General features: G+C 58.0%; 12 protein-coding genes and 1 tRNA gene. 6 read left to right on the top strand and 7 right to left on the bottom strand.

All coding sequences use genetic code 11. The features are described from left to right. Nucleotides 1-81: 81 nt before the first annotated feature. Nucleotides 82-154 (bottom strand) — tRNA-Lys (locus tag CORAM0001_RS10485). Between the two features lie 238 nt (nt 155-392). Here CORAM0001_RS10485 and dusB point away from each other — a divergent pair. Together dusB and phoU are read left to right on the top strand one after the other, a co-directional pair. After that, nucleotides 393-1,550: a tRNA dihydrouridine synthase DusB gene (dusB, locus tag CORAM0001_RS10480; protein ID WP_005511932.1), complete on the top strand. Its 1,158-nt coding sequence runs from the start codon at nt 393-395 to the stop codon at nt 1,548-1,550. Nucleotides 1,551-1,640: 90 nt separating this feature from the next. Next, nucleotides 1,641-2,378, top strand: a complete 738-nt coding sequence (gene phoU, locus CORAM0001_RS10475) for a phosphate signaling complex protein PhoU (protein ID WP_005511942.1) — start codon at nt 1,641-1,643, stop codon at nt 2,376-2,378. Between the two features lie 459 nt (nt 2,379-2,837). Here the strand turns inward: phoU and pstB are convergent, their stop codons facing one another. The 5 genes from pstB to mshD form a co-directional block, all read right to left on the bottom strand. Further along, nucleotides 2,838-3,614, bottom strand: coding sequence for a phosphate ABC transporter ATP-binding protein PstB (pstB, locus tag CORAM0001_RS10470; RefSeq protein ID WP_005511933.1), 777 nt, complete (start codon nt 3,612-3,614; stop codon nt 2,838-2,840). 48 nt (nt 3,615-3,662) lie between these two features. Next, the gene (gene pstA, locus CORAM0001_RS10465) at nt 3,663-4,556 is read right to left on the bottom strand and encodes a phosphate ABC transporter permease PstA (RefSeq protein WP_050773652.1); all 894 of its coding nucleotides are present in this window, start codon (nt 4,554-4,556) and stop codon (nt 3,663-3,665) included. Nucleotides 4,557-4,633: 77 nt separating this feature from the next. Then, nucleotides 4,634-5,677 (bottom strand): phosphate ABC transporter permease subunit PstC, encoded by a 1,044-nt coding sequence (gene pstC / locus CORAM0001_RS10460; RefSeq protein WP_005511931.1) that lies wholly within the window; start codon nt 5,675-5,677, stop codon nt 4,634-4,636. Nucleotides 5,678-5,913: 236 nt separating this feature from the next. Continuing rightward, a complete protein-coding gene (gene pstS, locus CORAM0001_RS10455) occupies nt 5,914-6,966 on the bottom strand; it encodes a phosphate ABC transporter substrate-binding protein PstS (protein WP_005511934.1) in 1,053 nt (350 codons plus the stop codon). A gap of 317 nt (nt 6,967-7,283) precedes the next feature. After that, complete coding sequence (mshD, locus tag CORAM0001_RS10450) at nt 7,284-8,192, bottom strand: mycothiol synthase (protein WP_005511937.1); 909 nt, start codon at nt 8,190-8,192, stop codon at nt 7,284-7,286. 81 nt (nt 8,193-8,273) lie between these two features. Between mshD and CORAM0001_RS10445 the strand changes: the two genes are divergently transcribed. Further along, nucleotides 8,274-9,131 carry an LmeA family phospholipid-binding protein gene (locus tag CORAM0001_RS10445; protein ID WP_005511944.1) on the top strand — a complete coding sequence of 286 codons (858 nt, stop codon included), beginning with the start codon at nt 8,274-8,276 and terminating at the stop codon, nt 9,129-9,131. Nucleotides 9,132-9,232: 101 nt separating this feature from the next. After that, a complete protein-coding gene (locus CORAM0001_RS10440; RefSeq protein WP_005511936.1) occupies nt 9,233-9,913 on the top strand; it encodes a heme-binding beta-barrel domain-containing protein in 681 nt (226 codons plus the stop codon). A gap of 92 nt (nt 9,914-10,005) precedes the next feature. On the opposite strand, the gene CORAM0001_RS10435 is transcribed toward CORAM0001_RS10440, so the two are convergent. Then, on the bottom strand, nt 10,006-10,893 hold the full coding sequence (locus tag CORAM0001_RS10435; RefSeq protein ID WP_005511941.1) for an aminodeoxychorismate lyase: 888 nt from the start codon (nt 10,891-10,893) through the stop codon (nt 10,006-10,008). 209 nt (nt 10,894-11,102) lie between these two features. Here CORAM0001_RS10435 and ygfZ point away from each other — a divergent pair, with 209 nt between their 5' ends. Together ygfZ and CORAM0001_RS10425 are read left to right on the top strand one after the other, a co-directional pair. Next, nucleotides 11,103-12,128 (top strand): CAF17-like 4Fe-4S cluster assembly/insertion protein YgfZ, encoded by a 1,026-nt coding sequence (gene ygfZ, locus CORAM0001_RS10430; protein WP_005511935.1) that lies wholly within the window; start codon nt 11,103-11,105, stop codon nt 12,126-12,128. Between the two features lie 260 nt (nt 12,129-12,388). Beyond that, nucleotides 12,389-12,571 carry a DUF3073 domain-containing protein gene (locus CORAM0001_RS10425; protein WP_005511943.1) on the top strand — a complete coding sequence of 61 codons (183 nt, stop codon included), beginning with the start codon at nt 12,389-12,391 and terminating at the stop codon, nt 12,569-12,571. The last annotated feature ends 195 nt before the right edge of the window (nt 12,572-12,766 follow it).

Below are 12,766 nucleotides of genomic sequence, written 5' to 3'. Positions count from 1 at the left end.
GAAAAACACCCTAAACAGGGCACAAAAAGAAAACAGCCCCTGGTAGTCGGACTAAGAAAGTCTGTCTACCAGGGGCGGCGGTGGGCCCTGCGGGGCTCGAACCCGCGACCTGCGGATTAAAAGTCCGTAGCTCTACCAGCTGAGCTAAAGGCCCGCGCAACAAAATAGCCTAGCAATAGCGCGCCGGTTTTTGATAATTGCCCCGCACTTTGCGATGGAACTGCTGAAACGCTCGTGGAATAGATGAGCACAGCCAAACGCACGACCAATCCAACCGGCCGACCAAAACAGATTCGAAAACGGCAGTTCAGCGTGACACAATACTGTACGTGTTAGATACCTCCACGAGTCCACTCAGCGCCGCCAAGCCCGCCGATGCCACGTCCGCGCACATGCACATCGGCCCCTTTGAGCTCGCCTCCCCCGTGGTACTCGCTCCGATGGCCGGTGTCACCAACGTGGCATTCCGCACGCTGTGCCGCGAGCAGGAGCTGCAGCGTACAGGCACGGTCTCGGGCCTCTATGTCTGCGAGATGGTCACCGCGCGAGCGCTGGTCGAGCGCAACGAGAAGACCATGCACATGACCACCTTCGCGCCTGACGAAAACCCGCGCAGCCTGCAGCTCTACACCACTGATCCGAAGTGGACCTACGAGGCCGCAAAGATGATTGTCGACGAAAACCTCGCCGACCACATCGATATGAACTTCGGCTGCCCGGTACCGAAGGTCACCCGCAAGGGCGGCGGCTCGGCACTGCCGTATAAGCGCCGTCTCTTCGGCAACATCGTCGCCGCAGCGGTCAAAGCCACTGAGGGCACGGACATCCCGGTGACCGTGAAATTCCGCGTTGGTATCGACGACGAGCACCACACACACCTCGATGCCGGTCGCATCGCCGCTGAGATGGGCGCCCAGGCTGTGGCTCTGCACGCCCGCACTGCAGCACAGCGCTACTCCGGTCACGCCGACTGGTCGCAGATCGCGCGGCTGAAGGAGCACATGGTCGACTCCAGCTTCAGCGATATCCCAGTGCTTGGCAACGGCGACATCTTTGCCTCCACCGATGCCCGCAAAATGCTCGACGAGACCGGCTGCGACGGCGTCGTCGTCGGTCGCGGCTGCCTTGGTCGCCCGTGGCTATTTGCGCAGTTGTCCGCCGAGCTGCGTGGCGAAGAAGTGCCGCCGGCACCAACATTTGGTGAGGTCGCGGGGATAATCCGTCGTCACGCGGAACTGCTCGTGGAGCACGAGGGCGAGCGTAAGGGCTGCCGCGACCTGCGCAAGCACATCGCTTGGTACCTGCGGGGATACCCCGCCGGCAGTGAGGTGCGCAAGTCTCTCGCACGCGTCGATTCGCTGGCAACGCTCGACGAGATTCTCACACCGCTTTACGACGGCCCCAGCGCCCACGCCCGCCCGGAGGACGCCGACGGCGCCCGCGGCCGACAGGGATCCCCTGCAAAAGTGGTATTGCCGGAGGGCTGGTTGGACGACCCGGAGGACGACACCGTGCCCGAGGGCGCGGAGATTATGCACTCCGGTGGCTAGGTTTCGGTTCTGGGCGAATTTTTACATAAATGCGCGAGGGGTAATTGGGGGCTCCCCACTATCGCGCGACCTGGCTGGAGATTGCCTAGTATGAAACGCATGCGCACTGTCTACCGAGAACAAATGGACAACTTGGCTCACAGCCTGATTGTGATGTGCGACCGAGTTGGCTCCATGCACAAGCTTGCGAACAAGGCCCTCTTTGAGGCTGATTTAGTCTCGGCTGAAACCGTTCTTTCCCAGATTGATTCTCTCGAGGACCTGCGCCGAGATGCGGAGCAGCGGGCCTTCGAGCTGTTGGCCCGCGAAGCTCCTGTGGCTGGTGACCTCCGGCAGATTGTCAGTGGCCTCTACATTGTCGAGGACATCTCCCGCATGGGCGCGTTGAGTGTGCATATTGCCAACGTTGCCCGGCGCCGCCACCCGCACAAGGCACTGCCGGAGCCCGTGGAGGGGTTCTTCCGCGAGATGGCCTCCGTATCTGAGCAGATGACGCACGAAACCCGTCAGGTGCTCATCGACTACGACGTTGACCAGGCATTGGCCCTGGATACAACCGATGACAGCATCGACGACATCCACCAGCACCTGTTTACGCTGACCAACGACGATAACTGGCCGCACTCCCCTGCACAGACAGTGGATGTCACTCTGCTGAGCCGCTTCTACGAGCGCTACGCGGATCACGCCGTCGAGGTTGCCGCCCGGATTATTTACCTGGCCACCGGTTACAAGCGCGATGTCTACCTGGACAAACTTGAGGACGAGCGGGACCAGCGCAGCTTTGACCAACGCCTGCAGGCCCTGGAGCGTCACCTGCGGATGTAGGTTCGTGAAGTTGCAGGCTACTGGGGGGCTGTAGGGCTGGGTGTTGGGAGGTTGGGGGCTGCTGAGCTGCTGGTGGGGGCTGCTGAGCTGCTGGGAGGTTGCTGGCCTGGGGCGGGCGGGTTTTTAGGCCGAAGTGGAGCTGTTTTTTTTAAACCACACCAGGCTAAACACTGCCCCAGCCAAACACCGCCCCAGCCCGAGAAACTGACTAGGCTTATGACACTTTACTGTGAGTAAACGCTATTCATCTGACATAAACCTAGTCAGTAACTGTTTGATCCCACAACAAAAACTGTCTGCCCCGGCACAAATCACCTCTGCGGTTAGACAATTAGGTGGCAAAACTGTGCGCGCCATAGCAATCTCTTAAACTGCAACAACAAAAAAGAACCCCGTACCTCGCGTGAATACGCGTGAGGTACGGGGCTCTTTTCGGTTATTAAAGCATACGCAAAGCGTTTAACCGAAGCGACCGGAGATGTAGTCCTCGGTTTCCTTCTTTTCCGGATTCTCGAAGATCTTCTTGGTCGGGCCAACCTCGACGAGACGCCCCGGCTTACCGGTTGCCTCGAGGGAGAAGAATGCGGTCTGATCGGACACACGAGCTGCCTGCTGCATGTTGTGGGTCACGATGACGATGGTGAATTCTGCCTTCAGCTCGTGAATCAGGTCCTCGATTGCCAGGGTGGAAATCGGGTCCAGCGCGGAACACGGCTCGTCCATCAGCAGAACTTCCGGCTCAACTGCAATTGCGCGCGCGATGCACAGACGCTGCTGCTGACCACCGGAGAGGCCACCGCCCGGCTTGTCCAGGCGGTCCTTGACCTCATCCCAGAGGTTGGCGCCGCGCAGGGACTTCTCAGCAACCTCCTGAAGATGAGCCTTGTTCTTAACACCGGCCAACTTCAGGCCAGCCACGACGTTGTCCTCAATGGACATGGTCGGGAACGGGTTCGGACGCTGGAACACCATACCGATGGTGTTACGAACAGAGACCGGATCAATCTTCGGGCCATAGATGTTTTCGCCGTCGAGAAGCACCTCGCCAGTGACGTAGGCACCCGGGATGACCTCGTGCATACGGTTCAGCGAACGGAGCACGGTGGACTTACCACAGCCGGACGGGCCGATGAATGCGGTAACGGAACGCGGCGGGACATGCAGGTTGACGTTCTGCACAGCGTGGAAATCGCCGTAGTAGATGTTGACATCGTTAAGGTCTAGGCGCTTAGCCATGGTCTTTCAAAAACCTTCCTTGAAATAGCGGACGTTAGGCGCCCAGCATTAACTGCTCTTGACGGAGAACTTGGCGGATACGAAGCGCGCCAGGATATTGATGAGGGCAATGATGAGAACCAGCGTGAGCGCTGCGCCCCACATCTTGTCGAATGCCGCACCGGTATTACCGGCCTTGTACATGTCCAGCATGAACAGCGGCAGCGAGGACTGCGACTGACCGAACGGGCTGTAGGTGATGATTCGCGAGGTTGCAACCAGAATCAGCATCGGCGCGGACTCACCCATGACGCGGGCGACGGCCAGCATGATGCCGGTAACGATGCCCGACAGTGCGGTCGGGAGCACGATCTTCAAAATGGTCTTCCACTTCGGAACACCCAGAGCGTAAGAGGCCTCACGCAACTCGTGCGGAACGATACGCAGCATTTCCTCGGTATTGCGGACCACGATTGGCAGCATCAGCAGAACCAGCGCCAGCGAGACGGCGAAACCGGAGCGGCTCATGCCGAACATGACCACCCACATCGAGTAGATAAACAGCGACGCGACGATTGACGGCACACCGGAGAGAATGTCGACCATGAAGGTGGTGACCTTGCCCAGGCGCGAGTTACCTGCGTACTCGACCAAGTAGATGGCGACGAAGATACCGAACGGCACGGTCATGAGAGTCGTAACCAGAGCCTGAACCAAGGTACCGACAATTGCATGCGCAACACCACCGGCAGACGCACCAACGGTGACACCGCGCTGGGATGCAGTCCACCACTCACCGTTAAGCAGCGATGGGGTGCCTCGGACCACAAGCTCGAAGAGGACCCACACCAGCGGGACCAGAGCAAGAGCCATGCAGAAGTAAATCAGAACCGTGGAGACGTTGTCCGCCACCTTGCGGGAACCCTTAATCTGGGTGAATGCCGACTCGGTGGTGGGGACCATGTCTGCAGGGCCGTGAGGCGAAGAATCAGTAGTTGAACTAGTCATTGTTCCTTCTCGTTTCTTTTCCTACGACCTTGCTACTTCTTCGCAATCAGTCGGGCTGCGGAGTTGACCACGAAGGTCAGCAGGAACAGCACCAAACCTGCGGACATGTAAGCGCCGGCCTTGAGGTTGTCGTTGAACTCCGGTGCCGCGTTAGCAATTGCGGTTGCGAAGGTGGTACCACCGTCGAAAAGCGAACCGCGGAATGCCGAGGACGGAGAGATCACCAGGTAGAGTGCCATAGTCTCACCGAGAGCGCGTCCCAGACCCAGCATCGAGCCGGAGATAAAGCCAGAACGACCGAATGGAAGAATTGCCAGCTTGACCATCTCCCAGCGGGTAGCACCGAGAGCAAGCGATGCCTCGATGTGCCCCCGCGGGGTCTGAACAAAGACCTCACGGGTGGTAGCCGCGATAACCGGCAGAATCATAATTGCCAGCACAATGCCACCGGTGAAGAGGTTTCGACCGGTCTCGAATGCCGGCGAGTTTGGGTACAGGGCAAACATCGGGATAAAGCCCAGTGTCTTAGCCAACCACCCGTACAGTCCAGCCAACGCCGGACCAAGAGCCATAAAACCCCACAGACCGTAAACAATCGACGGCACTGCAGCCAGCAAATCCACGAGGTAACCCAGCGGCTTAACTAGCTTCTTCGGAGCATAAGCAGTCAGGAAGATGGCAATACCCAGCGCAACCGGCATTGCCAGAATCAGCGCCAGGATGGAAACCGCGACGGTCACCAGAAACATGTTCGGAATACCGAAGTACATGGCGGAGGTATCCGCCAGGTTCCATCGTTCGGTGTAGGTGAAGAAGTTCGCTTCGTTACGGGACATTGCCGGAACTGCGCGCAGGAGCAGGAACACTGCAATTGCGATGATGGCAGCAGTCACCAATGCGGAAGATCCTACAGCCAGAATCTTGAAGATTCGGTCACCAGGACGAACAACGCCAGTCTGAATGGCCTGCTCTTCCGAGCTCTCGTCGCCGGATGAATCCACCTGCGGTGCTGAGGACTGCGACAGATTGCTGTCTACAGTCTCCTGTTTCCCGTCAATGGGAGTCGAGGAACTCATGATCTCATTTCCTAAGTAGAAGTGATTCGTGCTTCAACGCACATAAAGACCGATTGGCCTCTGTACCCCTCTACGAGCGGTACTCAATCAACTGAGGTGTCGATATATAAAGCCAACCGGTCTACGTCAGGTTTTCGGCCTACAGCTCAAATCTGCGTGGCCGGCTGAAGTTATCCTCGCGCCAACCGGGTAACGACAGAACCCACTCTGCTTTCACCCGAGTTGCACGCAAAGAATTACTTGATAGCGTCAACCGCTGCGGACAACTTGTCCTTGAACTCACCCTGAACCGGGATGTAACCCAGCTCTTCGAGCTCTGGGCCCTGGCCCTCTTCCAGAACAACCTTCAGGAAGCTCTTAACCAGGTCACGAGTCTCCTCGTCGTAACCAGCGGAGCAGACGATTTCGTAGGTGGTCAGAATCAGCGGGTAAGCGCCATTCTCATCCATTGCGAACAGAGCGTCGGTGTCAACAACCATGTCGTGACCCTCAGTCTTGAACGTGACGGAATCCAGAGCCTTACCGACGGTGTCGTTGTTCAGCTCAACCGGGCCATGACCGAAGTCCATCTTGGCGATGTCCAGGTTCTTGTCCTTAGCGAAGCCAGCCTCAACGTAGGTGATAGCACCATCGATGTTGGAAACCTCGTCGACAACACCAGCCGAGCCGTTAGCGCCCTGGCCAGTAGCGGTCGGGAACGACTTGGAAGCCTCGTGCTTCCACTGGTCTGGAGCAGCTGCGCTCAGGAACTTCATGAAGTTATCAGTAGTACCGGACTCCTCAGAGCGGTAGACAACCTTGATGTCCTTCTCCGGCAGCTTCGCGTCCTTGTTAACCTCAGCAATCTTCGGGTCATTCCACTTGGTGATCTTGCCGTCGAAGATTTCAGCAACCAGAGCCGGGGTCAGAGTGACATCGGTGCCCTCGAGGTTGTAGGCAACGGCAACCGGACCGATAACCATCGGCAGGTGCCATGCGTCGTTACCATCGCAGCGCTTCTTAGCCTCTGCAACCTGGTCCTTGCCGTCCTTCTCCTTCAGCGGAGAGTCGGAGCCAGCGAAAGCAACGGTACCGGCAATGAACTGAGTTTGACCGGAACCAGAGCCAGATGCGTTATACGACAGGGTCGAGCCGGCCTCTTCAAACTTGGTGGCGAACAGGTCCATCGCACGCTGCTGCGAGGTAGCGCCCTCGCCCTGCAGCGTTCCCCCTTCAGCACAAGCAGCCAGGGTCAGGCTTGCAACTGCTGCCAGGCCGATTACGGATGCAGCACGGTTCTTCTTCAGCACAGTAAATCCTCCAGGGTTTACACAATGAGTGAAACAGTTCTCGTGGAACCGCCACACTCCGGTCCACTGTGCTGAAAGTATCGAGCGATAGTAACTGGAACCTGTTCGGAACATTAACAATTGGTGAACGATGTAAGTAATTCTTTAACTGTTCTCATTTCCCCTGTATAAAACCCTGAAAAACTCCTTTGAAACTCTGAAAATAAACAGAGCTAACCCCACCCGCTAGTCGGCCACCACCAATATCTGAGACTGCCCTAAGCCCTACAACCGGCTACAGGTCTCGACGATTCCTAGTTCCCCTAACGCGTTACCCGTTAGGCGCCGTACATCACATCACGGCGGGCCACCTCAAAACCGACCGCACGGTACGTGCGCACTGCCGGCGCATTGTCGCCTTCGACATAGAGAATTACCTTTTCCGCTCCCCGGCTCCGGAGATGGGAAAGCCCAACATTGGTCAACCATCGCCCCAGACCACGTCCGCGCGCCTTCGAGCTCAGTCCAATCACATAGACCTCACCAGTTGGCACAGGCTCCTCAGCGTGCCACTTCGTCCAGTGGAAACCGCAAATCTCCTCCGCACTGTCGCGCGCCCCGGCCACATCCGCAGCAAAGAACACGCCCTCCGGGTCGAACCACTGCACATCCCGAGCGCGATCGAGTTGTGGCTGTGACCAACCACCCTGCTCCGGATGCCAGTCAAACGCCTCGTTATTCACTGCCAACCACGCTCGATCTACCGCTGCCGCACCCCACTTCGCACGCGCCGCAGTCAGGGTCAGGGCTTCAACATCATCACGCTTATCGACGTCCCCCGCCGCCTTCTCCAACGCTGAGCCCGAAACGGACATCTGCAACAGCTCGCGGACGACCTTGCGTCCCGTCAACTCTGCCAAACGGCTGGCACCGGCGACATCACCGTGAGCCCAGATAGGCAGACGCTCACCGACTTCAGCATCGATGTGCGCAAGCAGCTTCGCTCCCACTCCTTGCCTGCGAAACTCCGGATCAACAACCATCTCCATAGCATCTGGCGCAACGGCTGCCAGGCCCAAGTAACGGTCGTTCTCGATAATCGCAAAGTGTCGATGCCCGAAAGAGTCGTCGTCAAGCCCTCGGACGAAAGCCTCGCCGAACGCCTCCACGCCGTCGGTGGAGTGGGCGCGCTGCAGTAGCGTACTGGCGGCGGTGGTGTCTACGTCAAGCAGTTCGGTTACGTTCATACGCCCCACCCTATACACAGCAGCGGATTCAACACTTCCCCGATGTCCTCTGGGCCAAAAGCGATGGGGTACTAATAGAGTGTGTCCATTTCCCGACGACAGAAGAAGATTGGTGGCTCCATCCTCGCCGTTGCCGCGCTGGTGATCGCCACCGACATGGGCTTCGCCAGCCATGCGGAGTACAAGCTCTCCGAGCATATTCAAGAGACTGCGCAGCTGGAGATGACCCCATACGTCGCCATTGGCGGACAAGCTTACTTGTCCTCTTTTGTTACGGGTAAGTGGAGCTCCGTGACTTCGCGCATCCGCGATGTAGAGGTACCCGACTTCGGCTTAGTATCTCTGGAGTACGGTGCCTCCAACGTTAAGATTCCGGCATCGTCAGTGCTCAGTGGCAATTTCCCAGAGTCACCGACGAAGCAGTACTTCACCAAGCTGTCGCTCGACGGTGTCTCTCTGGGCAACAAGCTAGGACTGACGGACTTGAGCATCCAGAGCCTGAAAGACTCATCCCCCACCGGCGGCTGGGAAACCGAGGCTATTTTCGAGGCCACGCCAGCCGGATGGCAGGGAAAAACCCAGGTTTCGGCAAAATTGCGCATTGTCAGCCGCGACGTGATCATCACGCCGATGGAGATTATTTCTGCACCCTCGTCCCCAACAGATTCTAAGATCCACAGCAAACCTGAGCTCTCCGAGGTCGACGCTCAGCACATTCTGGATACTTTCAGGTTGACACTGCGAGATTCGGAAATACCAATGGGGATGCCAGCAACCCGCGTGTACGTATCGGGCGGTTCGGTCACCATCGAAGGCGAACAGATTCAGTGCACCGTGTCGCCAACGAACTTCATGCCGCCGACGTCCCAGCAGGATGCCGAAGCATCGGCGAAATCCACGGAAAAGCTGCCGGAGAAGAACTGTCGGGTGCGTCGCTAAGGCCGTCGTCAAGCATCGCCGTTAAACGTCGTTGCAGCGTTGCCACCATGCGCCAACAGCCCATACATGGTCACAAGAGCTTCAGCGGTAGAGTGTGAAGCATGACCGAGAACAATGGCAGCAACCAGACAGACGCCGCTGCACAGGAGCCTGCAGCTGCGGAAGCCCCTCGCCTCGACGGCAACGAGGCCATCAACCGCGCGGCCGAGCAGGCCAAGAGCACCGCTACGCGCAACATCACTGAGCTTGAAGGGCTCCCGATTCCCGACGAGACCGCTAACCTGCGTTTCGGCCCGAATATTCACGACGGCCTGCTGGCACTACTGCCGCTGGTCGGCGTGTGGCGCGGTGAGGGGCAGGCAAACACCGTCGTCGACGGTGAGTACAACTTCGGCCAGCAAGTTATCTTCAGCCATGATGGCGAGAACTACCTGAAGTATGAGTCGCGCATCTGGAAGCTGGATGAAGAAGGCAAACCAACCGGCCCTGACCAGCGTGAAACGGGATTTTGGCGCATCAACAACGATGACGAGATTGAGTTCATCTGCGTCCACTCCACCGGCGTCACTGAGATTTACTACGGCAAGCCGGTCTCCGAGCGCGCATGGGAGCTGCAGGCAGCCTCCACAATGGTCACTGCTACCGGTCCAGCATCACTTGGCCCGGGCAAGCGCCTCTACGGTTTGATGCCGAACAACGATCTCGGCTGGGTGGACGAGCGCCTGCGGGATGAGGAATTCGCTCCCCGTATGTCCGCGCAGCTCAAGCGTTACGCAGGCTAGGTTCTCCCCGCTTTACGACGGGCGCTGTGTGGCCTGGCTGCGGGGCCCTATTACTTTGCGCACTACGACTTGGTGCCCTACTGCGTCAAGCCCTACTGCGTCGCCAGCGCCTCGTCACACAGGTCACGGAATTCCTTTTCCGCGACTGCGTCCGGCTGCCGAATCGGCTCACCATCGATGGACTTAACCACGACCGCGATACGCACCGACGACACCAGCCATACCGCATCGGCGGTGAATAGGTCCCCGGGCACCAGGATCGTCGGGGTGACTTTCCAGCCGCAGTTGGCAGCTGTTTCAAACAGCGCTGCCTGAGTCGTGCCCGGCAGCACTCCTTCACCGGGGTTGGGGGTCAGCAGCTCATTGCCGCGCTGAACGATGATGGTCGATGTCGGGCCTTCCAGGAGCTTTCCCTCTGCGGAGGTGAAGATGACATCGTCAAAACCCTTGGACTTGGCATAGCGTAATGCGGCCATATTAGCTGCGTATGACAACGTTTTCGCGCCGATGAGCGCCCACGGTGCACGGGAGCCAAGGTCGAGCGAGAAACCACGCTCTGCAAGCATGACCGATACCGGCTTCAGGCGATTTTCCGCCACCTTTTCCGCGGAGCTTGCCAAAACGTAGCCAGTCGGCCTTCCAGTGGACTCGCGACCACGCGAGTAAACCCACCGCAACGTCGCATCCCCCTCAATTGACCTATCGCGCAACTCCCGTAGTGCAACCTCGGTAGCCGCCCGCCATTGCTCCAGGTCCGGGGTTGGCAAATCCAGCATTAGCGCTGACGATGCGAACCGCTTCTCGTGCCGGTCAGTATTACAGGTATGACCTCCCCTGACCAGTAGTGTTTCAAAAACTCCGTCACCGCGAATAGCTCCGAGATCGTCCGCGTAGAGGAACGGCTGTCCTGCTTCGACAGCAATCGGGCCACCGTCTGCGAAGACGTCGATAAGAACTAGAGAAGAAAGCGAATCCGTCATACACACAAGCTTAATCCATGCTTAATTTGGGGATTTCTGGTTAACATGAGGGAGTGAGTGTTGAGTATGTAAGTCCTTTGATGTCTCACGTGGCTGGTGCCGCTGCCCTCGAATTGGGCGGACAGACGGAAGGTTTAGAGAAGGACTCAGAGAACGCCTCAGACGGAACCTCAGCGAAAAACGTTGAGCAAACCACAGGGCAAGCTAGCGTGGCATGGCACTACGGCCGTCCACTGGTAGAGCAACGTCATCTACAGGAGGACTGCGGAGTAGTAGATCGCTCGTACTACCGCGTTATTGAGGTTACTGGCGAGGATCGCCTGACCTACCTCAACACACTTTTTTCACAGAAGGTCGACGATGCCACCCCCGGCACTGTCACTGAAGCACTGAACCTGGATGCCAACGGTCATGTTCTCCACCACATGACGCTGACTGTTTTGGACGATTCCGTGCTTATCGACGTGCCCCCAGTTGGCTTCGACTCCCTGTTGAAGTACCTGAACATGATGGTGTTCTGGTCCAAGGTGGAAATTGCTGAGGCAGAACGGGCGATCATTTCCGTCATGGGGCCGAATGCCCCTGAGGTACTGGTGTCTGCCGGCCTCGCATTCCCGCAGGTGGGCAAGGCTACGACGGTGGGGCATTCCTACGTCCGGCACGTGCCTTGGCCACGCGGCGGACGTGTGGATGTGCTCGTGCGCCGACAGGATTTAGTCGGTGCTTGGGAAGCGTTGGTAGCTGCTGGTGCCTCCCCAGTTGGCCTGATGGGCTGGGAGGCCGAACGCGTAGTCTCCTTGCGGCCGGAGCTGGGAATCGATGTAGATGAGAAGATGATTCCGCATGAGGCTCCGCGCTGGATTGCCTCTGAATTCGACACGGCTGCCGTGCACTTGGACAAGGGCTGCTATCGCGGCCAAGAGACTGTGTCTCGAGTCCACAATGTTGGTCGCTCCCCACGAGTTTTGGTGATGCTGCAGCTCGACGGCTCAGCCACTCTGCCGGAAACCGGCGATCCAGTGATGATGGGCAAGCGCGCCGTGGGACGCGTAGGCACCGTCGTGCAACATGCCGATTACGGCCCGATTGCATTGGCTCTGCTTAAGCGCTCGGCTCAGGAACGCGAGGGCCTTGTGGTGGGTGACTGCGCCGTGGCCGTCGACCCTTCCTCCATCGACCGCGTCGAGCAGCTGCCGCCGGGTCGTGCGGCCATCAACCGCCTGCGTGGGAAATAAGTAACGGGAAATAGGTAAAGCCACCAGACAGAGTGGTGAAAAAATAACTTTTTCCATTCTTTTTCAGAAAGGTTATTCCCCCAGGTCACAGCACATATTGAGTTGTCTGAGCGCGAGGACACAACCCACTATGGGCCTCCCCGCGTAACCCCTTCGTCTAAAAATCGGCTATGGTGTCTTACAGGAATTAACGCAATAAGACATAAGTGGGTCGGCCGTATCCCCGTGCCGTCCCACGGATTACACAAGGGGGTCAGGCCATGGGTCGCGGCCGTGCGAAAGCAAAGCAGGCGAAGGTTGCCCGTCAGCTCAAGTACGATTCACCAGAAATGGATTTGGAGCGTCTGCAGCGGGAACTCGTCGGCAAGTCGAACGAGTCCGATCGAGACGACTATTACTCTGACTGGGAGGAATGGGCCTCAGGCGCTGGTCGCGACAGCTAGCGCAAGCTAACCGCTGTCGTATTTTCCGCAAAGCGTTTCTATTTCAATAAAACAAGCACCCACCAACGATTCCGTTGGTGGGTGCTTGTTTTTGCTTAGTGACTGCGTTTATGTTCGGCCGATTAAGCTCGCCCGCGGCGGGCCAATCCGAGTTACTGACTGCGTTTATGACAAAAATAGCCTGAAAAACGGCTG

This window comes from Corynebacterium amycolatum SK46, assembly GCF_000173655.1.
Taxonomy (GTDB): domain Bacteria; phylum Actinomycetota; class Actinomycetes; order Mycobacteriales; family Mycobacteriaceae; genus Corynebacterium; species Corynebacterium amycolatum_A.
This window is presented reverse-complemented; position numbering and strand designations above follow the sequence as displayed.